At 46.2% G+C, this 23,554-nt stretch carries 21 protein-coding genes; 4 read left to right on the top strand and 17 right to left on the bottom strand.

The genetic code is table 11. The annotated features are described in order from the left end of the window. The 12 genes from tolA to ACFO4O_RS01755 all read right to left on the bottom strand — a co-directional run bounded on the left by tolA (nucleotide 1) and on the right by ACFO4O_RS01755 (nucleotide 11,087). Nucleotides 1-771 carry a cell envelope integrity protein TolA gene (gene tolA, locus ACFO4O_RS01810; protein ID WP_382405582.1) on the bottom strand — a complete coding sequence of 257 codons (771 nt, stop codon included), beginning with the start codon at nucleotides 769-771 and terminating at the stop codon, nucleotides 1-3. Nucleotides 772-884: 113 nt separating this feature from the next. After that, a complete protein-coding gene (gene tolR, locus ACFO4O_RS01805) occupies nucleotides 885-1,304 on the bottom strand; it encodes a protein TolR (protein WP_382405581.1) in 420 nt (139 codons plus the stop codon). A gap of 4 nt (nucleotides 1,305-1,308) precedes the next feature. Beyond that, a complete protein-coding gene (gene tolQ / locus ACFO4O_RS01800) occupies nucleotides 1,309-1,989 on the bottom strand; it encodes a protein TolQ (protein ID WP_382405580.1) in 681 nt (226 codons plus the stop codon). Further along, nucleotides 1,979-2,383 carry a tol-pal system-associated acyl-CoA thioesterase gene (gene ybgC / locus ACFO4O_RS01795; protein ID WP_382405578.1) on the bottom strand — a complete coding sequence of 135 codons (405 nt, stop codon included), beginning with the start codon at nucleotides 2,381-2,383 and terminating at the stop codon, nucleotides 1,979-1,981. The genes tolQ and ybgC overlap by 11 nt, the downstream gene beginning before the upstream one ends. A gap of 302 nt (nucleotides 2,384-2,685) precedes the next feature. Beyond that, nucleotides 2,686-3,696 carry a Holliday junction branch migration DNA helicase RuvB gene (gene ruvB / locus ACFO4O_RS01790; protein WP_382405576.1) on the bottom strand — a complete coding sequence of 337 codons (1,011 nt, stop codon included), beginning with the start codon at nucleotides 3,694-3,696 and terminating at the stop codon, nucleotides 2,686-2,688. 19 nt (nucleotides 3,697-3,715) lie between these two features. Continuing rightward, the gene (ruvA, locus tag ACFO4O_RS01785; RefSeq protein WP_382405575.1) at nucleotides 3,716-4,339 is read right to left on the bottom strand and encodes a Holliday junction branch migration protein RuvA; all 624 of its coding nucleotides are present in this window, start codon (nucleotides 4,337-4,339) and stop codon (nucleotides 3,716-3,718) included. A gap of 88 nt (nucleotides 4,340-4,427) precedes the next feature. Continuing rightward, complete coding sequence (gene ruvC / locus ACFO4O_RS01780) at nucleotides 4,428-4,952, bottom strand: crossover junction endodeoxyribonuclease RuvC (protein ID WP_382405573.1); 525 nt, start codon at nucleotides 4,950-4,952, stop codon at nucleotides 4,428-4,430. Continuing rightward, on the bottom strand, nucleotides 4,949-5,413 hold the full coding sequence (nudB, locus tag ACFO4O_RS01775) for a dihydroneopterin triphosphate diphosphatase (RefSeq protein WP_382405572.1): 465 nt from the start codon (nucleotides 5,411-5,413) through the stop codon (nucleotides 4,949-4,951). Before nudB ends, ruvC begins: the two co-directional genes overlap by 4 nt. After that, nucleotides 5,414-7,198 carry an aspartate--tRNA ligase gene (gene aspS / locus ACFO4O_RS01770; RefSeq protein ID WP_382405571.1) on the bottom strand — a complete coding sequence of 595 codons (1,785 nt, stop codon included), beginning with the start codon at nucleotides 7,196-7,198 and terminating at the stop codon, nucleotides 5,414-5,416. Nucleotides 7,199-7,318: 120 nt separating this feature from the next. After that, a complete protein-coding gene (locus ACFO4O_RS01765; RefSeq protein ID WP_382405570.1) occupies nucleotides 7,319-8,392 on the bottom strand; it encodes an ABC transporter ATP-binding protein in 1,074 nt (357 codons plus the stop codon). Nucleotide 8,393: 1 nt separating this feature from the next. Beyond that, the gene (locus tag ACFO4O_RS01760; RefSeq protein ID WP_382405569.1) at nucleotides 8,394-10,016 is read right to left on the bottom strand and encodes an ABC transporter permease; all 1,623 of its coding nucleotides are present in this window, start codon (nucleotides 10,014-10,016) and stop codon (nucleotides 8,394-8,396) included. 3 nt (nucleotides 10,017-10,019) lie between these two features. Next, the gene (locus ACFO4O_RS01755) at nucleotides 10,020-11,087 is read right to left on the bottom strand and encodes an extracellular solute-binding protein (RefSeq protein WP_382405568.1); all 1,068 of its coding nucleotides are present in this window, start codon (nucleotides 11,085-11,087) and stop codon (nucleotides 10,020-10,022) included. Between the two features lie 522 nt (nucleotides 11,088-11,609). Between ACFO4O_RS01755 and yciH the strand changes: the two genes are divergently transcribed. The 3 genes from yciH to pheA all read left to right on the top strand — a co-directional run bounded on the left by yciH (nucleotide 11,610) and on the right by pheA (nucleotide 14,204). Next, the gene (gene yciH, locus ACFO4O_RS01750) at nucleotides 11,610-11,933 is read left to right on the top strand and encodes a stress response translation initiation inhibitor YciH (protein WP_382405567.1); all 324 of its coding nucleotides are present in this window, start codon (nucleotides 11,610-11,612) and stop codon (nucleotides 11,931-11,933) included. Between the two features lie 127 nt (nucleotides 11,934-12,060). Continuing rightward, on the top strand, nucleotides 12,061-12,861 hold the full coding sequence (locus ACFO4O_RS01745; protein WP_382405566.1) for a response regulator: 801 nt from the start codon (nucleotides 12,061-12,063) through the stop codon (nucleotides 12,859-12,861). Between the two features lie 155 nt (nucleotides 12,862-13,016). After that, nucleotides 13,017-14,204, top strand: a complete 1,188-nt coding sequence (pheA, locus tag ACFO4O_RS01740) for a prephenate dehydratase (RefSeq protein ID WP_382405565.1) — start codon at nucleotides 13,017-13,019, stop codon at nucleotides 14,202-14,204. 43 nt (nucleotides 14,205-14,247) lie between these two features. On the opposite strand, the gene ACFO4O_RS01735 is transcribed toward pheA, so the two are convergent. The 4 genes from ACFO4O_RS01735 to ACFO4O_RS01720 all read right to left on the bottom strand — a co-directional run bounded on the left by ACFO4O_RS01735 (nucleotide 14,248) and on the right by ACFO4O_RS01720 (nucleotide 20,784). Further along, nucleotides 14,248-16,569, bottom strand: coding sequence for a methyl-accepting chemotaxis protein (locus tag ACFO4O_RS01735; protein WP_382405564.1), 2,322 nt, complete (start codon nucleotides 16,567-16,569; stop codon nucleotides 14,248-14,250). 75 nt (nucleotides 16,570-16,644) lie between these two features. Next, entirely contained in the window at nucleotides 16,645-17,823 is a 1,179-nt protein-coding gene (gene tyrA, locus ACFO4O_RS01730; protein WP_382405563.1) for a bifunctional chorismate mutase/prephenate dehydrogenase, read from the bottom strand. 63 nt (nucleotides 17,824-17,886) lie between these two features. Then, nucleotides 17,887-18,972, bottom strand: a complete 1,086-nt coding sequence (locus ACFO4O_RS01725; RefSeq protein ID WP_382408184.1) for a 3-deoxy-7-phosphoheptulonate synthase — start codon at nucleotides 18,970-18,972, stop codon at nucleotides 17,887-17,889. Between the two features lie 273 nt (nucleotides 18,973-19,245). Further along, nucleotides 19,246-20,784, bottom strand: coding sequence for an AbgT family transporter (locus tag ACFO4O_RS01720; protein WP_382405562.1), 1,539 nt, complete (start codon nucleotides 20,782-20,784; stop codon nucleotides 19,246-19,248). A 327-nt stretch (nucleotides 20,785-21,111) separates the two neighbouring features. Here ACFO4O_RS01720 and ACFO4O_RS01715 point away from each other — a divergent pair, with 327 nt between their 5' ends. After that, the gene (locus ACFO4O_RS01715) at nucleotides 21,112-22,068 is read left to right on the top strand and encodes a chemotaxis protein CheV (RefSeq protein WP_382405561.1); all 957 of its coding nucleotides are present in this window, start codon (nucleotides 21,112-21,114) and stop codon (nucleotides 22,066-22,068) included. Here the strand turns inward: ACFO4O_RS01715 and ACFO4O_RS01710 are convergent, their stop codons facing one another. Next, on the bottom strand, nucleotides 22,069-23,427 hold the full coding sequence (locus tag ACFO4O_RS01710; protein WP_382408182.1) for a M20/M25/M40 family metallo-hydrolase: 1,359 nt from the start codon (nucleotides 23,425-23,427) through the stop codon (nucleotides 22,069-22,071). Between the last annotated feature and the right edge of the window lie 127 nt (nucleotides 23,428-23,554).

The following is a 23,554-nucleotide window of genomic DNA, read 5'->3' as shown; positions in this document are numbered from 1 at the left end:
TTATATCTCCGGGCTGACTGTAATATTTATATTTTTGAGTTCGGCAAATACCGCTGGGTCTTCAGACACCGGCAGAGTGCTTGGCCTTAACACCGCATTTTGTGACGCTCGGCATAATGCGGCATCGCCTTCCAATATCTTTACCTCAATCACTAAACCGCTTGGCGCTAAACGAACTTTCAATCGGCAGCTTCGCCCCACAAACGACTCTATATCAAAAAGGTTTTGCACAATCGTTTGTTGGATCAAGGCCTGATACTTTTCAACCTCGCTCATTACTCGGCGCGAGTTCGCCGCCGACAAAGCCTGTTGTTCTTGTGCTAGCTGTTCAGCTAACTCTTTTTCCAACTGCGCCTTGCGCTTGTTCTGCTCTTCGAGCTTGCGCTGCATTTCTTGCTCTCGCTTTCTTTGCTCTTCAAGCGTGCGCTGACGCTCTTGTTCTTTTTGCTTCTGCTGGCGGGCTTGTTCAGCTTCGCGTTTTTTCTTGGCATCCGCTTCTGCCTTACGCTTCTTCTCGCGCTCGGCCTGAGCTCGGCGCTCTTGCGCTTGACGCTTTTCTAACTCTCGCTGTTTAGCCTGAGCCTCGGCCTGATCGCGCTGCCGCTTTTGCTCGGCGATTGCTTGGGCGTCGATAAACACCGCTTGTATGGGCTGAGACTGCGCGGCAAAGCTAACTGTGGGTTTTGGATTAAAATTAACCGACACAAGCAAAAGCACTACAACAATAGCATGCAGTCCAAACGATACAATTAAGGCCTTTTTCTGTTTCATCGCTGCACGTTTACTTTTAATAACTTATCCCAACAGTGATTTGCCATTTGAATATCTTGCGCATCAATTTTTTAAACATCTTGTTCTTCTTTGCCACCAACAAGCGCCTTGCCTTAGGAGTTAGGGTCAGTCATTAGCCCCACAGAAGGCGCACCAGAGCTCTGTAAGAGCACCATCATATCAATTACTTTTTCGTAGCTAATGGTTCTGTCACCATTTACCACGACCGGTATACTTGGGTCGACACCTAAGCGTGTTTTTACTATCGCGGCAATATCGGCAGCCTGCATCGGCGATTCAGGATTATCGCCCACGTTTAAATAATACAAGCCCTGCTCGTCTATCGACACTATCATGATTGTTTCTTCGTCGGTCTCAAGGGTTTGCGCCTGCGCTTTTGGCAGGTCTACCTTCACGCCTTGTGCAATCACCGACGCGGTCGCCATAAATATGATCAGCAAAACTAACATCACGTCGATGTAGGGCACGACGTTCATTTCAGAAACCGGCCGCCGCCTGCGTCGTTGATACATAAACTTACCCTCTGCTTGCTAGACTTTGGCGATTCAGTATTGCCGAGAACTCTTCCATGAAGTTTCCATACGCATTTTCAAGCTTTTCGACCTTGGTCGAGAAACGGTTGTAAGCAACGTATGCTGGGATTGCGGCAAACAGGCCTATTGCTGTTGCAATAAGTGCTTCGGCAATGCCCGGCGCAACCATTTGCAAAGTGGCCTGCTTAACTTGGCCGAGTGCAATAAACGCTGTCATAATGCCGTATACCGTTCCGAGCAAACCAATGTAGGGAGAAATAGAACCAACGGTGGCTAAAAAAGGAAGGCGTGTTTCAAGCTCATCGACTTCTCGAGACATCGCCACACGCATGGCACGATATGCGCCGTCGGTGATTGCTTCAGGTGCAATTCCGCTAGTCTTGCGAAGGCGTACGTATTCTTTAAAGCCTGAACAAAAAATGAGTGAGCTTCCGAACACGTTGTCGCGTTGAGAAAGTTCGGTGTAAAGGGTATTGAGGTCAGCGCCCGACCAAAAGGTATCTTCAAACTCGCGTAATTCAGCCTGTGCCGATTTTAACGCCGTGTTGCGCTGGAAAATAAACGCCCAGCTGGTAATCGACATACCTAATAAAAGCAGCATAATAAGCTGCACAACAAAACTTGCTTCCAGTACTAAACTGGCGATAGACATATCACTGGTCACTGCGCATTTCCCTTAAAATAGCATCTGGAATCTTGCATGGCGTTTTTAAGTCCGCATTTATGCAGCCGACTTTCACCAATGCTTCAACCAAACATTCATTTTTATTATTATATACAGCCTGTTTAAACAACAGACTAACACGCTTTATTGTAACTGGCTCACAGCTTACTGTTAAGACATCATCCAACACAGCGCTTTTACGATAATTAATATTGATATCTTTGACGACAAAAGCAATGGATTGTTCCAACAATTTTTTTTGTTCGCCACCTAAAGCTCTAAGCCAGTCGGTTCGAGCCCGTTCAAAGTAGCGCAAATAATTGGCGTGATAGACAATGCCACCAGCATCGGTGTCTTCGAAGTAAACCCTTACGGTGATATCAAAATTTTTCATGGTTGAATGCTAATAAATATAAGTAAATTGTTAATTATTTGCTAAAAAGCGCATATTTATTGCGCTACTACTGAAGAATGTATTTTGCACTTGTGCAAACTGATTAGATTTTTTAATCCGAGAGTCGAAATTAATTCAGTTGTTTGCCATCAAAAAATCCTTAATATACGCAGCAAGTACGAAGTGAGCAGGTTTTTGTTTGTTCGTGTTTTCATGGAAATCCCTTCCGTTGATCATTTTTTGCCCGCACTCTGTGCGGGCTTTTTTTTATGCACCACTTAGCACAACAGTCTGACTCACCTCTATTCGCTTTTTTTGATTTTAAAGCCTAAATGCAGATATGCATGGTCTGTGGCAATACGCCCACGTGGCGTGCGTTGTAAAAACCCTTGCTGAATCAGAAACGGCTCAATAACATCCTCTATCGTTTCTTTTTCTTCACCGATGGCGGCAGCCACATTATCAAGCCCTACCGGACCGCCAGAAAACTTCTCAATAATCGCCAACAGCAGCTTTCTGTCCATAAAGTCAAAGCCTTGCTTGTCTACATCGAGCATGTTGAGAGCACTGGCAGCAACATCAGCGCTTATTTCACCATTAGCCTTTATCTCTGCATAGTCCCTGACCCTTCGCAACAGGCGGTTCGCAATGCGAGGCGTGCCTCGGCTGCGCTTTGCAATCTCAACGGCGCCTTGCTCATGCATATTTAAATTTAAGTAAGCCGCACTGCGAGCCACGATGTTTGTTAGGTCTGGCACATTGTAAAATTCTAAGCGTTGCACAATACCAAAACGGTCTCTAAGTGGAGAGGTAAGTGAACCTGCACGAGTAGTTGCGCCAATGAGCGTAAATGGCGGCAATTCTAGCTTTATCGAACGAGCAGCCGGCCCCTCACCTATCATGATGTCTAGCTGATAGTCCTCCATTGCAGGGTAAAGCACTTCTTCTACTACGGGGCTCAATCGATGTATTTCGTCTATAAACAAAACGTCATTTTCTTCAAGATTGGTAAGCAGCGCGGCTAAGTCACCGGCTTTTTCAAGCACTGGCCCTGAGGTCGTTTTGATATTAACTCCCATTTCATTGGCGACGATGTTTGCCAAGGTCGTTTTGCCTAATCCGGGCGGTCCAAATATTAACAAATGATCCAGTGCATCTTCTCGTTTGCGTGCCGCCTGAATAAAAATCTCCATTTGCTCGCAAACATGATCTTGCCCGGCATAATCACTAAGCATTTTAGGGCGAATGGCGCGGTCTACCGCTTCGTCTTCACCTTGCGCATGGGGCTGAATAATACGGTCAGCTTCAATCATTTTGTTTTCCCATTAAGATTCACACCATCGACTTAAGCGCGTCGCGAATTAACTGTTCACTGCTTGCATCGTCGGTCAACACCTTATTAATAGCGTTTTCTGCCTGTGCTCGCTTGTAACCGAGTGCAACGAGCGCGCTGATTGCTTCATCTTTCGAGGACGCCACCGGCGCTAAAATCGGTGCCACGTCTACCGGCTCAATATTACCCTCTGGCACGTAACTATGCAGCGGAGCCTCTATGTCTTTCAGCTTATCTTTTAATTCTACAACAAGGCGTTCTGCTGTCTTTTTCCCTACACCCGGCATTTTAACCAGCGCGGTAATATCTTCATGCATGACCGCCTGCATAAACTGCTTGGCAGACATCCCCGACAAAATAGTACAGGCCAGTTTTGGCCCTACGCCATTTGCTTTTATTAATATACGAAACAGGCTTCGCTCTTGACGGTCAATAAATCCGAATAAAAGCTGAGCATCTTCTCGCACTACAAAATGCGTATACAAAAGTACGCTACCTTGCACCTCTGGCAGTTGATAGAAACTTGTCATCGGTAGCTGAATTTCATAGCCCACACCGCCAACGTCCAGCACGATATCTGGCGGGAGTTTTTCAACAATAGTACCTTGTAGCCTTCCTATCATATGTACTGTGCTCCATTTACCCTAGGTCATTATGTGAGATGTTTCGCTTACTATATAGTCGTTAAGCTTGATTGAGAGCGATGAAACTTCATTTGCGCAATCTGCCGCGCACTGTTTTACTCGCCTGCCCCGACATCCGAATCATGCTCTGCTCAGTATGCAAGTGACACAATGCAACTGCAAGGGCGTCTGCGGCGTCGGCCTGTGGCGTTTTACCTAATTTGAGCAAGTGCGTTACCATATGCTGCACTTGCGTTTTGTCGGCGCCACCGGTACCCACTACCGACTGTTTAATTTGGCGTGCAGAGTACTCAAAAACGGGAAGGGCATTACCGGTAGCGGCAACAATGGCGGCACCTCGCGCTTGTCCTAACTTCAGCGCCGAATCTGCATTCTTTGCCATAAATACCTGCTCAATTGCAAACTCAGTGGGTTGAAACTGCCGAATAATTTCCTTTACGCCGGTATAAACATTGTGCAGGCGTGACGCTAAATTTTCATCTTGCACCCGAATGCATCCACTGCCTACGTATTCGGTTTTATTTCCGCTAACACGAATAATGCCGTAACCGGTAATGCGAGAACCTGGGTCGATGCCGAGAATTATCTTCATGGAGACCCTTTATGCACGGCAATTAAACTTTCTGGCACAAATTTTTTGATGGCAATACGATTTGATTCAGACCATGCTTTTTCGATTGCTTGCGCCTTGCTTAGCCATTTAAAACTCAGATGCTCGGTCAGGGTAATCTCATGGGTTTGCGCGATTTGCGCGCAAAACACATGCTCATTGTTATACTGAGTTCCCTTTGGATATCGGTGCAGCCAGGCCTGTCGAATACGGTACTGATTAACATGACGGCAGTCTACAATATCGTGTGAATCAAACGAGAGTTTCAGCCCGGTTTCCTCTTCAACCTCTCGATATGCGGTTTGGATTGGGCTCTCACCTACCTCTATTGTACCTGTTACAGACTGCCAAAAGTCAGCGTCGTCATCGCGCTGCAAAAGCAGTACATTCGACTGCTCTGAGTAAAGCACTACCAGCACTGACTCCGGGCGTTTTAAAGACATCTATTGCTTAGGTGTCGAGTCGCTAGATGCAGGTTTTGCAATAGACATAATGGCTAACTCTTCAAGCTGCTGCGGGTTAGCTTTACCTGGCGCACCCGTAAGCGGACAAGCGGCGGTTGTTGTTTTCGGAAAGGCCATAACATCTCGAATCGACTCAGCCCCTAACATCAGCATAACCAAGCGGTCTAAGCCAAACGCTAAACCTGCATGGGGCGGCGTGCCATACTTCAAGGCTTCAAGCAGGAAGCCAAATTTCTCCTGCGCTTCTTGCTCACCAATACCTAATAGTTCAAAGACCAAGGCCTGCATATCCATACTGTGAATACGCACCGAACCACCACCAAGCTCAACGCCATTCAACACCATATCATACGCATTAGACAAGGCGGTGGCAGGCGCTGCTTTTAACGCGTCCAAGTCGCTATTTCTAGGCGCGGTGAACGGGTGATGAAGTGCATGAAGCTGCCCATCCACCTCTTCGAACATAGGGAAATCGACTACCCACAATGGCTTCCACTCACCCTGTAGCAGGTCAAAATCTTTGCCTAACTTCAGGCGCAAGGCACCAAGCGCCTCTGTTACTACCTGATAACTATCAGCACCGAATAAAAGAATGTCGCCGTCCTTTGCCTTCGTTTTTGCAAGAAGCGCCGTGATACTCTGCTCAGTAAAGAATTTTAATACTGGCGATTGAATGCCCTCAATTCCTTTACTCGCTTCGTTCACCTTCATCCATGCAAGGCCTTTTGCCCCGTAAATGCCAGCAAACTCGGCGTATTGGTCAAGCTGTTTACGCGACAGACTGGCTCCGCCGGGCACGCAAATGGCGGCAACTCTGCCTTTTGCATCATTAGCCGGCGCGCTAAATACTTTGAACTCGATATCTTTTACAATTTCCGCCACATCTACAATCTCTAGCGGATTGCGCAAATCTGGTTTATCGCTGCCGTAGCGCTGCATGGCCTCAGCGTAAGTCATGCGAGGGAAGTCACCTAAATCAACGTTGAGCATTTTTTGAAACAAATCACGAATGAGGCCTTCGGTAATCGACATAACGCCATCTGCGTCTAAAAATGATGTTTCGATATCAATTTGGGTAAATTCTGGCTGGCGATCTGCACGTAAGTCTTCGTCACGAAAACACTTTACGATTTGATAATATTTATCCATTCCGCTCATCATGAGCAATTGTTTAAAAAGCTGTGGTGACTGCGGCAAGGCAAAAAACTCGCCTTTGTGCGTACGGCTCGGCACAAGATAATCGCGAGCACCCTCTGGGGTGGCTGCGGTAAGAATAGGCGTTTCGATATCTAAAAACTCATTGTCTTCTAAATAACGACGCACCGCGCCGGTCACTTTGCTTCTAAATACCAAACGCTCAGTCATCAGCGGTCTGCGTAAGTCGAGATATCGGTATTTCAGACGTTGCTCTTCGCTGTTCTCTTGATTCCAGTCAAGCGGTAATGCAGGCGCACGATTGATGATGCTCACCTCTTTACCTAAAAGCTCAACCTCGCCTGTGCTCATGTCTTTATTCACTTGGCTGTCTGGACGCGCACGCACAATACCAACAATATCAACACAAAATTCATTACGCAGCTCCGACGCTGTTGCAAAGGCCGCCTCTGTGTCAGGGTCGATAACCACCTGAAGAATGCCCTCACGATCACGCAAATCAATAAAAATTACGCCGCCTAAATCGCGACGCTTGTTTACCCAACCTTTGAGGGTAACGGTTTGTCCAATGTATTTTTTATCGATTCTTCCACAGTAATCAGTGCGCATTTAATTGCCTTTATTTGTATCTTTGCGGGACTGGCATCAAGCCAAGTTATTCAAGCGCCGTAGTATAAACCAAACAGCCTCAATGCAAAACGAGAGAAGAGGAATTTATTAGGGCGTTATTTAGTTTCGAGAAATCGTTGCGGGAAAACAAATTACATGGTCTATGCTCATACGAATACCAAATGATTCGCCGATGCTATGGTCATGATGACTTGGCGCAAGGCAAAGCACATGCTCAGAGAAGTTAGGCAACTGTAGTCGATACATAATGTGAGCACCGCGAAAACGGCGGTCGACAACCGTGGCTTTTAGCGGGCTGCTATCTTCATGCACAATATCGTCAGGGCGCACCAGCACATCAAGTTTATCCCCTTCGTTTTTATCGGCCTGAGGGCCTGACAGTGCAAAGCGTCCCAATTGAGTGTTCACATAAACCGATGCAGAGCCTGCTTCTTGCGGCATCACCTCACCGGAAATAAAGGTGCTCTCACCAATGAAATTTGCTACAAAACGAGAGCTAGGTTCATGATAAAGCTGATAAGGCGTGTCCCACTGCTGACATTTATGCTCAGCTAAAATCGCTATTTTATCAGCAAAAGCGAAGGCCTCTTGCTGGTCGTGCGTAACCAATAAAGCGGTGATACCCAAACGCTTGATAAGTTCCCGCACCTCTACTGCAACTTTCTCCCTAAGCTCAGGGTCAAGGCTTGAAAACGGCTCGTCTAGTAGCATGAGCTGAGGGTTAGGCGCAATCGCACGAGCAATTGCGACGCGTTGCTGCTGACCGCCCGAAAGCGAGCCTGGAAACTTATCTGCATACTCGCCCAGCCCTACCCTTTCTATATTCTCGAGCGCAACGAGCTTTCGCTCGGACTTTGGCAAATGATGCAAACCGTAGCTTACGTTGTCTAACACGCTCATATGAGGGAATAAGGCAAAATCTTGGAACACAAGACCAATACCTCGTTTGTCGGGCGATAGGTGGAGGTTTTCACTGGCAACGCAAGCATCTTTGATGAATATTTTGCCGGCCTGAACCTGGTGAAATCCAGCGATAGCCTGCAGCAAAGTAGTTTTACCACAGCCAGAGGGCCCTAAAATACAGCCAATTTCACCTGAGCCCAGCGCTATGCAAACGTCGTTGAGCACTTGTGTATCGCCATAGGCTAAGTTTAAGTTATCGATACTCAACATTTTATACGCTCGTTTTATTTAGTTGGCGCGTTAGCAACACCACGGGTAGAAGGCCTGCTAATACAATTGATATGGCCGGTAATGCCGCATCTAATAGACGTTCGTCAGACGCCAGTTCGTATGCACGCACCGCCAGTGTATTAAAGTTAAACGGTCTTAGCACCAGCGTTGCCGGTAGCTCTTTTAGTATATCGACAAACACTAACAGTAGCGCGCTGATCACGCTGCCAGATAACAGCGGTACATGTATTTTACGAAGCATCCTAAATACACTTCCATTCAAACTAAGCGCTGCATTATCGAGTCGTTTGGGTAAGCGCTGCAAACCGGTTTCTGTATTTTGTAGGGCAACGCTCAAAAAACGAACGGTGTATGCAAACACCAATACTGCAATGGTGCCTGAAAACACCAATCCGGGACGATAATCGAACCAAGCAATCGTCAACTGATTTAAGTGTCGGTCGATAAAACCCGCCATAATAAGCACACCCACCGCAATCACTATCCCCGGCACCGCATAGCCTAAACTAAGCGCTTGCTCTGCAGTATTTACCACTCTTTTGTTGGCCAGACGTTTACTGTAAGACACCAACACAGCTAAGCCAACAATTACCAAAGCGCCAACGCTGGCCAGTACCAGTGAGTTTTTTACTAAAGCCAAAAAGGACGATAGGTCGCCAACTTCAGCAAACTGAGCACTCCAAGTAAGAAGCTGAGTAAACGGCACTACAAAGCCTAACAACGCAGGCAATAAGCACACCAGCATAACGACCAGCGAATGAATACCGTGCAGTTTGTTTACTGAAAATTGAGAAAGATGACGCGATTGATATTTTGATGCGTCTTTTCGTGAATGTTTTTCAAGCACGAGGAGCACTAACACAAACATGCATAATAAGGTTGAAAGCTGCGCTGCCCCTTGTATATTACCCATCCCGAACCAAGTTCTGAATATGCCGGTGGTAAACGTACTGACGCCAAAGTACGCAACCGTTCCGTAGTCGGCCAGTGCTTCCATCATCGCAAGAGAAGCACCGGTAAGAATAGCGGGCCTAGCTAAGGGCAATGACACTCGCTTAAAGTGATGCCAGCGGCTGTAACCTGCTAATTTGCTAACCTTCACAAAACTATAAGACTGCTCAACAAAGGCGGTGCGCGCCAAAATGTATACATATGGGTAGAGCACCAGAATCATCATTACAATGGCACCGCTTAAAGAACGAACATCCCAAAACCAATAGTCACCCCGCTGCCAGTCAAAGCTGCTGCGAAGGTAAGTTTGAAGCGGTCCTGCAAAGTCCAAAATGCCGGTGTAGGTGTACGCGATAATATAGGCGGGCATGGCAAGCGGCAGCAGTACCATCCAAGACAGCACCGATTTGCCCATAAAGTCGAAGTTTACCATTAGGTAAGCCAAGGTGCTGCCAACTACAATAGTGCCTATGCCAACGCCAACAGCAAGGATGAGGCTATTTAAAACATATTCTGACAACACGGTCGTGGCTAAATGCCGCCATAAAGCCACATCAAATGAAAAAACACTAAACGCAACGATGCATAGAGGGAGTACAACAAATGCCGATATCCCTAAACAACTCCCTACTAACCATCGCGCATTTTTCAAAGTTTAACGCCAGCCTGCTTTATCCATCAAGCGAAGCGCTTCATCGTTGAGTTCACCCATCTTTTCTAGGTCAACGTTTTGTGCCTTGAACGTACCTAATCCAATGAGTTCATCGCTCCATTTAACGCCGTCGATAATTGGATACTCATGATTTACTTGTGCGTACCACTGCTGGGAATCGCGCTCCAGCATAAAGCTCAATAAAGCCTCGGCTTGTTTTTTGTGCTGCGCATGCTTTGCAATCCCTGCACCTGACACATTTACATGGGTGCCGCTCGTATCTTGGTCGGGCCAGATTACGCCCACTTTATTCGCAATGTCTCTGGTTTGTGGGTCGTCAGACGCAAGCATACCGCCCAAATAATAGGTATTTGCCACCGCAAGAGAGCATTCGCCAGCTACAAGGGCTTTGATTTGGTCGCGGTCGCCACCTTTAGGGGCACGTGCGAAGTTGCTTACAACGCGTTTTGCCCACTCAAGAGTTTGCTCCTCACCTTGCAATATCATTAACGAGGCCACCATCGACTGATTGTAAATATTGCTAGAAGAGCGAATACAAATTTGTTCTTCAAAGCGCTCCAGCCCCAAGTCGGCCATAGACTGAATGCTGCTTGGCTCAAACTCACCTTCTACATACATGATGGGTCGCGCACGCGTGGTTAAAGCAATCCAAGCTTGGTTGTCGGCCCGTAACTGCTCAGGTACACGTTGGGCAATCACATCGCTTGTAATGGCTTGTAGCAATCCAAGTTGGTTTGCTCTGACCAAGCGTCCAGCGTCGGCCATAATAATAACATCGGCAGGTGATAACTCACCCTCAGCCTGCATGCGGCTGATAAGCGCATCACCGCTGCCGGTCACTAAATTCACTTTAATACCAGTTCGCTCTGTAAAGTCATCCAATAGAGGCTTGATTAGCGCCTCCTGACGACCTGAGTACACATTTACCTGCTCAGCCATGGCTGAGGATGCGTTAAAGCAAGCCATAAATATAAGCGCAGCGGCCAAAATAAAACGGCTTGGCGTGTTTGCATAAATCGTTGATTTGTTACTCGTTAGATTATTAATCATAAGCTCCTAACATTAAAAGTAAGTGGTTGTGAATTAATTTGTCTTTTACCGCACAAGGCCTTTCTTCATTTTTATGCATTGCGCAAAGCTAGCATTAAAACTAATGCGCCATAGCCTTACGAAATAATGTTGCGAAACACCATTACGGAACAACGGTATAAAACAGTATTACGAAGCAATGCTCGGCACGGAGAAGCGTTTCGTTGCGCTGCATAGCGATAATACCCCAAGAGTTTAAATGATAATACTTCTCAATTACAACTTTTATAGCGCGGTCGATCACTTTTTCTGTGTAAGCACTCTAGCTTAATGCCTCGGTGACATTATTCGCTTCTGATTCTCACTAATATTTATCGCAGCGCTCGACGTTTGCACCGCTATTATTCAAAATAAGAGCTTGATAAGCTTGATTCGGCGTTTACAACGCGTCTGAATAAAGTGCAACTGAAGATAAATTAAAAGCGTTTGTGATAATACTTGGCATTATTATTGAATGATTAAACTGTGAACAGGGATAAGAAAATGAACAACTCACGGCTTGTATACTCCACCGACAGTGGGCGCATCAGTACAAAAGAAGATGCGAAAGAAATCCTTCCTAGCGGTGACGGTATTGTGCGTATTAAGCGCATTACGAAGGGTAAAAAAGGTAAAGGGGTTAGCAGTATTGAAGGCCTTGGCATGAACAAAGACGAGCTAAAAACACTTTGTTCTACGCTGAAAAAACAATGCGGATGTGGCGGTGCTGTAAAAGACTACACCATAGAAATACAGGGCGATGTAAGAGAAAAGCTCAAAGAGATATTGGAAAGTAAAGGTATGAAGGTCAAGCTAGCGGGTGGCTAAAGACACGCGCTTGTAAATCAATATGACAAAAACCGTTAGCCCAGAGATATAGGCTCTCTCATACTGTAAACCGAATAATAGTTAACCACGAATTCAGCTATTTTGAATTCATTAACGAGAAACTTTAATGCAAAATTTGTCGATTTCTGATTTACATATATTACTGATTGAACCCTCTGACACGCAGGCTAAAATTATCAAAGGTTTGTTGACCTCTGCTGACGTGCACGGGGTAGATATCGTCAAAAATGTGACGCAAGCAAAGCATGAAATTCAAAAACATAATGTCGATGTTGTGGTAAGCGCGATGTATTTAGCTGACGGCAGTGGTCTGGATATTTTGCAGTTTCTAAAAAATGAAGAAGCGACCAGCAACATTCCTTTTATGTTGGTTTCAAGCGAAACTAGTTTTGCAAAGCTTGATAAATTTAAGCAGTCAGGTGTAGCAGCCATTTTACCTAAGCCGTTTCAACCTATTCATTTGCAGCGCGGATTAAACGCAAGCTTGCAACTGCTTAACACAGAAGAGCTCGACCTATCATTGTTTGACATTAAAAGCGTCCGCGTTTTGTTGGTCGACGACAGCCGCTTGGCCCGTAATCATATCAAGCGTGTCCTGATGAATATGGGGATTGAGCTAATCACCGAGGCAGAGAACGGAGCGCACGCACTTACTTTTCTTAAAGATCAGGAGTTTGATCTTGTGGTGACCGACTACAACATGCCTGAAATGGACGGGCGTGAATTATCAGAGTTTATTCGCTTTAATCCCGAAACAACCCACATTCCTATCATCATGGTGACTTCGGAGTCGACTAGCAGCACGCATATGACCAACATTCAGCAAACGGGTGTGAATGCACTTTGCGATAAACCCTTTGAATCAGATGAAGTGCGTGGATTGCTTGCTAGACTGCTTGACCGATAACTAAGCAAAAGAGTTATTCAGCGCATTTATACCCACTACGGCAACAATTGTCGCAATTCCCACATTATCAGCATTGACATAGCTTGCCGCCTTGCATACATTCCCACTAAGCGAAACAGATTCAGCGCCGCTTTGAGGCGACACAGGGAAAGCATTTGGCCACTAACGAATTAGAAGAACTGCGTAAAGCAATTACCGACACCGACAATCAGCTCCTCAACATTATCGCTGGGCGACAAAAGCTCACTATGCAAGTTGCACAAACAAAAGTAAAACATCATATCCCGGTGCGCGACCAAGTGCGAGAAGAGCAACTTTTAGTTCGCCTGATAAAACAAGGGCAAGCGGTGGGCCTCGATCCTCATTTTGTCACCAAACTATTTCACGTCATTATTGAAGACTCGGTACTCAACCAGCAATCAATGCTTGCCCAATGGGCAAACCCCGGCGCTCAACTGCCGCTTAATCGCGTCGCATTTTTGGGTGAAAAAGGCTCCTACAGCTACCTTGCAACGCAAAAATATTTTGCGCGCAGAAGCGGCGAACTAATGGAGATCGGTTGTCAGAGCTTTGCGGAAATAATTCAAAAAGTTGAAAGTAACGAAGCGGATTTTGCGGTGCTGCCCATTGAAAACACCTCGTCGGGAAGTATTAATGAAGTGTATGACCAGCTTCAACACACCCGTTTAAATATTGTCGGTGAGCTAACTCACCCTATTAATCACGCTCTGCTGGTACACAACGATATTGAGCCGGGTAAAATTCAGACGCTCTACGCACATCCTCAGGTATTTGCACAGTGCAGTCATTTTTTAGCAGATTTGGGCAACGTTGAAGTAAAACCGTGCGACAGCACGTCGGCAGCGATGTTGATTGTAAACGAATTACAGAGCGACACCGTTGCGGCAATCGGCTCGCAAGCCGGTGGCAAACTGTATAATCTGCGCGCAATCAAGTCTAATTTAGCCAATCAAAAAGAGAATCACAGCCGTTTTATTGTGGTAGCAAGTCAACCGATAAAAGTTCCTTTACAGGTTCCCGCTAAAACAACGGTGATTATGTCAACCGTGCAAACACCGGGTGCATTAGTTGATGCACTGTTGGTACTCAAAGAAAATAACATCAATATGACCAAGCTCGAGTCGCGACCGATTAACGGCAATCCGTGGGAAGAAATGTTCTACTTAGATATGCAGGGCAATATAGAAGACGGGCCTCTGCAAAAAGCGATTGATACGCTTCGTGGCATGACCCGCTATTTCAAAGTATTGGGTTGCTATCCGGTAGAAGAAGTCTCTCCAACCAAAGTAGCTGCGGTAAATGCCCTCACAAAAGGCAGCTAAGGGCTAATAGGGTTAAGGCTCAGGCACAGGCTTAAGATAAGCCCTAAACCTTAAATCGACTCACCATATCCATGGTTTTAGCCGCAATCGACGCCAGCTCTTGCGCTGCCTGATTGGTCTGCGAGGCTCCTGTTTCAGCATCATGGGCTGCATCGCTGATGCGCGATACACTGTGTGCGACTTGGCCAGACGACTGCTGTTGCTGTGCTGTGGCGTGGGCGACCGTATTGGCAAGCGCCTGATTTTCTTCAAGCGTCCGCGCTAGCGTATTAAGCGCATTGGTCACCGTCTCAACCAAGTCTATCCCCTTATCAGCCGCGCTAACCGCCTTATCCATTGCAGTTACACTGTCGTCTGACGATTTAGTCATCTTATCTACAATTAATGATATTTTTTCAGTGTTTTCCTGCGAGCGCGTAGCAAGAGTTCTTACCTCATCTGCAACGACTGAGAATCCCCGCCCTGCATCTCCTGCCCTCGCTGCCTCTATCGCTGCATTCAGCGCCAGCAAATTGGTTTGGTCAGCAATACTGGTAATGACCTCCAAAAATTCTGTTACTTGACTTACTTCCCCGCGCAGTGAGGCAATGACATTGCTCGACTCTTTAATCAGCATAACAAGATTGCGAATGTTGTTAGCTGCAATGTCTGTTTTGTCCATGTTGTTTGCTAAGGTTTCTTTAGCCGCTTCGCTTTGAGCTAGGTTGTTCTGTACTGTATCGGAAATAGAGCTGATTGACTGCGAGAGTTCTTCAACAGCTTCGGATACCGAGTCAGTTTGTGTGCGTTGCTCACTTGCATTGCGCTGGCTCTCAACCGTAATGGCAGAGAGCTCCTCAGACGCCGATGCTAGTGCGTGAGAATTTTCTCTTATCGTAGATACGATGTCGTGTACTTGAATAATAAAAGTGTTAAATGATACCAATAAACGATCTATTTCAGGAATACCGCACTCGCGTAAGCGAATGGTTAAATCGCCCGTACCGGCACTTAAGTCGTGGCACATTTTTCCAACAAAATGCAGCGGCTTCGTGATTCGCACAATTAGGTATACTGAGATACATCCAGCGATTAGTAAGACGACAAGCCCAACAATAAGCACGGTGTATATAAACGAAGACTGAATGTCTGAGGCTAAAGCAAGCGCTTCCTCCACGTCCATTTCCGCAATGACCGCGTAGTCATAATTGCCAATTGAAATGGGCGCGTAGGCTGAAAACACTGGAACGCCTCGGTAGTCGGTAATTTCCGTAAAGCCCGCTTGACCGTTAAGGGCCGCCTGAACCGTTTCCGTGTTAACCGGTTGAATACCTACCGTGGTGCCAGCTGATTTCACGTTTTTTGCCACTTGGGGCGATTTTTGCGACAAGGCTTCATAGTAGGCTGTCGGATTTTCCAAGAAAAACCGACTTTCAGTGATAATTTTTTTGTTATTACCCACCATGTAAGTCTCGCCACTCAGACCATAGCCTTGATCAATCCAGTCGCTGTTGCGAGTAAGAACAGTATTGAGTCGGTCTAGTGGAATTTGGAAAATAAGCACACCAATCACTCGGTCACCATCAAAAATCGCCGATGACAAAAAGCCAGCCATAGCGTCATAAGACGGCAAATAGGTATTGAGATTACTAAAAAACACCTCATCGCTAGATGTCGCCTCAAGCGCAAGCTTGTAGGCCTCAGCAATACCGGTATTCGCATAGGGGCCAGTCTTAATGCTGGTGGCGTAGTCTAGCTCTTTGAATACGCTGTAAACAACGTGTCCGGTAGGCGCGTCTACAAGAAAAATATCGTAGTAGCCAAACTCTTTCAGGAAACGCCTAGCCGATGGGTGAAATTGCGCGTGCAAATTTGCATAGTCGGTGGCATTAGGAAGCCGAACCAAGCCGTCTTTACTGCCAATATCAAAAGATGAAGAAGCAATAAAGTCGTGCTGCAAAGCTAAAGAATTAGCGCTTAAATTTTTGTATAAACGGTCAGTTTGTGACAACTTCTTGTCGTTGCGCGATTCGTAAAGTGCTGAAAAATCGCGAGTATAATATTGCTCCAGGCTAGCGACTTCCGATTGAGTCAGCGACGTACGTTGCGCCGAATATTTATTAAACGCTGGCACAAATGCCTGCATGGCCTCTACCCAAGCTGGCTCCTGCGATTTTACTCGAAGTTGCGATTCTAGCGTGTCGATGTAGGTTTCAACCGCTTGGGTGGTATTGACTAACTTAGACGTTAAGTTGTCTCTTGCAGACTCAGTAAGCGCATGAGTCGATACATTTACCAGTACGGTTAATGAAGATGCCGACAGCAAAAGAATGCAAGTAAGCGCGATGACTATCATCGACAACATGAGTCTAAGTTTTAACGTCATAATAAGGTGTCTCTAGCTAGCTTTAACGAACACAAACAATGAATACAAGGTGCTCATTAAGTAGCGGCGGCACCTTTATTCGATTTTTCTTAGTAAATGACTATCATCGGCTTTCAATAGCATTTTTTTGCTATCGACTAGGCACATCTGTGCGTAGTCACCGAACCAACGTGACGCGTCTCTAAATTGCTCTATAAAACGCGTTTTATCGCCGGCTTGTAAGAGTTCTATAGCGCTCTCAAATCGGGCACTGAAGCGTTTAAGAAGCGCGACACTGTCTTGATTACTGAAGATGATATCGGCATAAAGTTCGGGAGCTTGAGCAAACAGACGCCCCACCATTGCAAGCTCAAGCCGATAGATAGGAGAGCTAAACGCAATCAACTCGCTTAGCTTTGGGTTTTCTTGCTGTAGATGTTGCCCATAAACGAAGGTACTAAAGTGGCGCATTACCTGAATGTAAGCCATGGCTTGATCGTGTTCCGCTGCGCTTGACTCATACAGTGCCCCTCCCCACAGCCGCATTTGCGCAAGTAACCATTCGTATTGCTCGGGTAAACGGCCCTCGCACACCACAACCACTTGTTTAATCATGCCCGGTGCATCTGGCCCGAACATAGGGTGCAGACCCACAACAGGACCGCTGTGGGCCGCTAGCATAGCGCGCAGAGGCGCTTCTTTAATACTGGTTACATCCGCCAGTACGCAGGAGTCTTTGAGCTTAGGTAGCTGAGCAATAATGTCGCAAGTCGAGTTGATTGGCACCGCCATTAGCACCATATCTGCATCAACTAGAGTTGCTTCACGCTCATGCCAGTTTGTCTTTTCAAGCACCTCAACTTGGTATGCACTTTGTTTGAAGAGCGCCACAAATACTTTGCCTAAGGCTCCCTCGCCGCCTACAACCACCACTTTTTTAATGTCGGGATTAATGCAGGCATACTTAGCATGCTGGGAATGATAGGAATCTCGCATTAACCGACGCAAAATATCTTCAATCAAGTCTGGTGACACCCCAAGGGCTGAGGCTTCTGACCGGCGCGCATCAATAAGCGCTCGCTCGCGCTCAGGCACATAAATGGGCTGGCCCTGCTCGCTTTTGTATTGACCGATGCGCGTAGTAATACTGCTGCGCTTTTGCAAGAGCTTGACTAACTCACTGTCAACCTCATCTATTTGTGCACGAAGCCGAGATAGTGCATCGGGTACCTTGGCACTGTGCTTGCCTTGATTATCTGATTCGTCGTTATTCACACTATCTCGCTTTGGCCGTTCAGGTGGCGGTGCTGATGCATTACACCCATATAGTACTAAAGCTTAAGCTTGGCGCTTTTGCAGGCGCATGGGCAGTACTGTAATGAGTTTTTCACGCGCTGCCAAAATAGTCTTATGAGTCTGTTCCCAACTAATACAGCCGTCGGTGATTGATAATCCATAGGTTAGCTCGCTTGCTGTCTTACCTTTGGTTCCTTGGTTGCCCTCAACTAAGTGGCTTTCTAACATAATACCAATAATGGATTGATTGCCCTCTAATATTTGATTAACCACATTTTCAGCAACTAAGGGCTGACGGCGGTAGTCTTTGGCAGAATTAGCATGACTACAATCAACCACAAGCGACGCTTTTACATTGGCGGCTTTGAGCTCATCTTCGCACTGGGCTACACATACTGAATCATAATTAGGTTGCTTTCCACCGCGCAAAATCACATGACCGTCGGGATTACCTTCGGTTTTGATAATACTGACTTGGCCTTGTTTATTGATGCCCATGAAACTATGACCAGACGCGGCCGATTTAAGTGCATTTATTGCAATATCTAAACTTCCGTCGGTGCCGTTTTTAAAGCCAACAGGCATTGACAGACCGCTTGCCATCTCTCTGTGGGTTTGCGATTCTGAGGTACGCGCACCAATGGCCGCCCAACTGAAAAATTCTGATAAATACTGCGGACTAATGGGGTCAAGCGCTTCGGTCGCAACCGGGATTTCAAGCTCTGCTAAATAGTTTAGAAGGTCACGTGCACGGCGAATGCCGGTGTCGATGTCAAAAGAATCGTCAATATGTGGGTCGTTAATTAAGCCTTTCCAGCCCGTTGTAGTGCGGGGCTTTTCAAAATACATACGCATTACGATGTATAGCGTATCTTTACACGACTCATGCAGCTCTTTGAGCTTTACAGCATATTCTTTTGCGGCTTTCACATCATGAATTGAACAAGGTCCGCATACCACTAAGAGGCGATGGTCTTTGCCATGAATAATATCTGAAATAATGCTGCGGGCATTTTGCACATAGGCGATAGCCTTGTCGCTCACCGGCTGCTCTTTGGCCAGTTGTTCAGGGGTGATCAATACTTGCTCGGAGGCAACATGGAGGTTGTTAACACTGTCTTTTTGCATGGTTTTTAATTTACACAATCAATGCACTGTTATTACGAACAGATGCGCTTTGGTGGTTAGTAAAGAAATTTTTATAGCGCGGTAATTCGCGTTCTGTCGATGTGTTTGCATCCCTTACTTCGAATCGGTGGATTTTTGTTGTTGGTCACCGTTACTAGCGTTTTAACAAACCTTGCCACTAACAGCAATGCTTTTATGGTCTAAAAATAAGAAAATGGCGCTTTAAAGGTAATAAAGCGCCATTTGACCATTTTTTAGCAGTTACTTTAAGCCTTACATTGCAGGATATACATAACTGGCCTGAATACCCAAAGGAATGCCGATAGACCAGTAAATAAGCAAAAATGCGGTCCAGCAAATCAACAAGGTAATACTGAACGGCAGCATTAAGGAGAGTAAAGTGCCAATGCCGGTAGACTTTACGTAGCGCTGGCAATACACCACAACAAGCGGGAAGTAAGGCAACAGCGGGGTAATAATGTTACTCGATGAATCACCCACTCTGTAGGCGATTTGCGCTAAATCTGGAGAGATTCCAAGCTGCATTAACATCGGAACAAAAATAGGACCTAACAGCGCCCATTTTGCAGAGCTTGAACCAACAAACAAGTTAACAAAAGCGGTCAATAAAATAATGCCAACAATGGTTATCATCGCCGGAAGCGACAGCGCTTTTAAAAACTCAGCTCCTTCAATTGCCAGCAGCGCGCCTAAGTTTGATTTACCAAAAGCATCAATAAATAAAGCGCAGAAAAACGCCATAACAATGTAGTAACTCATTCCCTGCATTGCTTTAGTCATGCTGTTGATCATGTCTTTAGTTGACTGATAAGTGCCCGACAAGTACCCGTATACAACGCCCGGAAACAAAAATAACAAGAATATAATGGGCACAATCGACTGCATGACAGGTGCGGCAAACGATGTTAATTCACCATTAGCGTCTCGCATGGGTGAGGTTTCTGGTAACAAAACAAGCACCAAGGCGACAATTCCCAATACCAAGGTCGCCGTTGCCCAACGCAGTGCGCGGGTTTGCTTAGGATCGAGCTCCTCAAATTTAGGGATGTCAGCGGGGTCGCCGTCTACTTTAACGTTTTTAAGGCGTGGCTCTATTACCTTGTCGGTTAAATACCATGCAATACCAATCACCAATAACGAAGACGCAGAATTAAAAAACCAGTTATTCAGCGGATTGACCATAATCGCAGGGTCAATGATGCGCGCCGCTTCCTGGGTAAAGCTTTGCAAGAGAGGGTCGATGGCTGAGGGCACAAAGTTTGCCGAAAATCCGCCGCTCACGCCGGCAAAAGCAGCTGCTATGCCGGCGAGAGGGTGTCGCCCCATAGCGTAAAAAATCACGCCAGCTAAGGGAATCACTAACACATATCCTGCATCGGTAGCGGTATGGCTTACAATCGCGACCAACACGACCATAGGCGTTAGTAAAAAGCGGGGCGTCGAATCGAGCATGCGCTTTAAGCCTGCACTGATAAAGCCGGAGTGCTCAGCCACACCAACCCCGAGCATTGCCACTAAAACAACGCCAAGCGGGGCAAAACCGGTAAAAATTGTCACCATCCTACTTAGAAAGTCAGCGAGAGATTCGCCCGTCAGTAAGTTGTTGATCACAATGGCCTCACCGGTGCGAGGGTCGAGTGCTGAAAAACTAAACTGTGAGAAGATGGCAGAACATGCCCAAATAAATACTAAACAAATGAAAAATATCATCGCTGGGTCGGGCAGTTTATTTCCGACTACTTCAACTTTATCAAGGGCTCGGGTGACCCATGTAGATTTAGCTTGCTCCATGGCAAATGCTCCGTCGTTTTTATTATTGTATAAGTTTCTAAAAGCGTAGATGTGCATAACACAAGAGTTTGATTATGCGAGAAGACAGTCAGATTGCAACCACGCGCATCGACTTTTTATCAATAACTTTTTGCGAATGTCTATTTTAGGCATGTAAGCGGCATGTAAGCATCACCAGAATTTGAAGGTATTTGCGTAGGGCCATCTTTTATTCGCGGTATTAAATCAGTGAAGAAATGAAAACCGCCGCCGATAACAGAGCTAAGAAGAGAAGGTGTTCGAATAATCCCGCTCTTCGTCATTAATATTCTTAAAAGGTAGCAGAACATGTCAAAGTTGATGTCATCAATTGACCAACGCACAAAGTTAGTGGGTGAAAACCGCTTAGAAATTTTGATGTTCAAACTTGGCTCAAGACATACCTTTGCTTTGAACGTGTTTAAAGTAAGAGAAGTGCTGACAATGCCAACGCTCAATAAGATGCCAGGCTCGCATTCTCACCTTACAGGCGTTATTAACTACCGCGGTAAATCCATTCCCATCATCGATTTACGTCGAGCGATACAGCTCAGAGGCAACGCTGATAACTATGAAGCCAACAACGTCATTATTACTGAATACAATCGCTCTGTGCAGGGTTTCTTAATTGGCCAAATTATGAATATCGTCAACACTTCTTGGAGCGATATTCAACCTCCCCCCAGCACTGCTGGGAAAAATCATTATTTGACCGCTATCACGCACGTTAAAAACGGCGATGAGCACGAATTAGTTGAAATTATAGATGTGGAAAAGGTGCTCGCTGAAATCATCCATTATGACACCACTATTTCAGAGGACGTGCTAGATGAAAGCATTAGTGAACATCTCGTGGGCAAGAAAATATTGGTGGTCGACGATTCAGCAACAGCGCGTTGGCAAATTCGTGAGACGGTAACTCCCTTAGGCATTGAAGTGATTGAAGAGAAAAATGGATTGAATGCATTAAAACGTCTAAAAGCATGGGCCGATGAGGGCAAAAACGTCAACGATGAGATCCTCATGATGTTTACCGATGCCGAAATGCCTGAGATGGACGGTTATCGACTCACCGCTGAGGTGAGAGAAGACGAACGAATGAGCAGTTTATACATCGCACTTAATACCTCACTGAGCGGCAGTTTTAACGAGGCGATGGTGAAAAAAGTAGGCTGCGACCGATTAATTTCAAAGTTCCAGCCTGATCTTCTCGTTGAAGTTATTCAAGAGCGCATGCAAGAAGCGCTCTCGAAACAATCTAACTGACTAAAGCTGAGGGGCTGGTCTAGGGTCAAAATCGGTGTTAGCCATAAATGCCGTCACCATTGCCCAAACTGATTGATTCTGCTGAATATCCTCCGGTTTGATTTTATCGAGGGTATCATTGGCCGTATGATGATAATCAAAGTAATAGGTTCCGTCCTGCCTTAATGCAATAACCGGTACCCCTTGAGCCGGCAACATAGACACATCAGGGCCACCGTTAGTGGTGTTATTCCCAAGTGTAATGCCCATATCTTCCAAGGCTTGATAGAGCGCGCCAGCCTGCATTCTTGCAGCCGGGTCAAAGCGTGTGTCAAGCTGATAAATCTGGCCTGCACCAAAATCAGACTCAGCCGCCATAATAATATTCTCTAGCGTGTCTTTGTTGTCGCGTACATATTGATATGCGCCCACCAAGCCTATTTCTTCAGCCGCATACAACACAACTCGTACCGTGCGTTTTGGTTGACCCAGTGTCTCTTTTACAAGTTTAGCCGCAGCGGTCACAATACCGACTCCCGCGCCATCATCAAGGGCGCCAGTGCCCTCATCCCATGAATCTAAATGCGCTGAAATCAGCACAATTTCGTCTGGCTTTTCAGTGCCGGTAAATTCGCCAATGACATTGTAAGATGTTTGCCAACCAGCTTCTTTGGCCTGCATATTAAGGCTCAAAACGATGTCGGACTGTGTTTCAAACATCGCCTCTAAATTATCAGCATCTGCGGTAGAAATTGCGCCAGCAGGAATTTTAGCAACATCGTCGTCGTAGCGCATAACCCCGGTGTGGGCAAAACGTGAGTTATCAGTACCTACTGACCGAATAATGACCGCTTGTGCGCCTAACTTTGCCGCTTGCACAGCTCCGTTTACGCGGTTTGGAACTACTCTCCCATAAAACTTGCCCGCACGGTCGCGCTGCATACGAGTATTTAAAAAGACAATTTTTCCTGCAACCTCGGCGGAACTCGCTTGGGTAAGAGATTCTAAATCTGCAAACATCACAACAGGTGCTTCAATGCCCTTTTCTGGCGTTGCAATGGAACCTCCTAGCGCGGTAATCACTAATTCTTGCGGAAAGGGTGATACTACCCGAGCGTCTGCAAAACCACGCTCCCAGTTACGCACACGCACGGCTTGTTTATAGACTTTGTCAAAACCAAGCTCATTTAGCTTAGCCTCGGCCCATGCAACTGCGCGTTTATCCCCCGCAGAACCAGGAATACGAGGACCTACCTCAACTGTGAGCGATTTAACCACCTCATAAGATAAATCACTATTTTGACTCGCCTTTTTAACGGCGTCCATTTGCGCGAGAGACGCTTCATACGGCGATAGTTCATAGGTATTCGCTGGCGCAATTACCTGACCGCTCGCTTCCTTGGTTAAAGAAACTTTAGCCTCCGAAGCAAGGCTTTGGCCTTGATTTACGTCGTGCGATGAGCATGCTGCCACAAATGCACAAAGGGCTAAGCTTGAAAATACTTTC

The organism is Glaciecola siphonariae, assembly GCF_042652645.1.
GTDB classification, from domain to species: domain Bacteria; phylum Pseudomonadota; class Gammaproteobacteria; order Enterobacterales; family Alteromonadaceae; genus Glaciecola; species Glaciecola siphonariae.
This window is presented reverse-complemented; position numbering and strand designations above follow the sequence as displayed.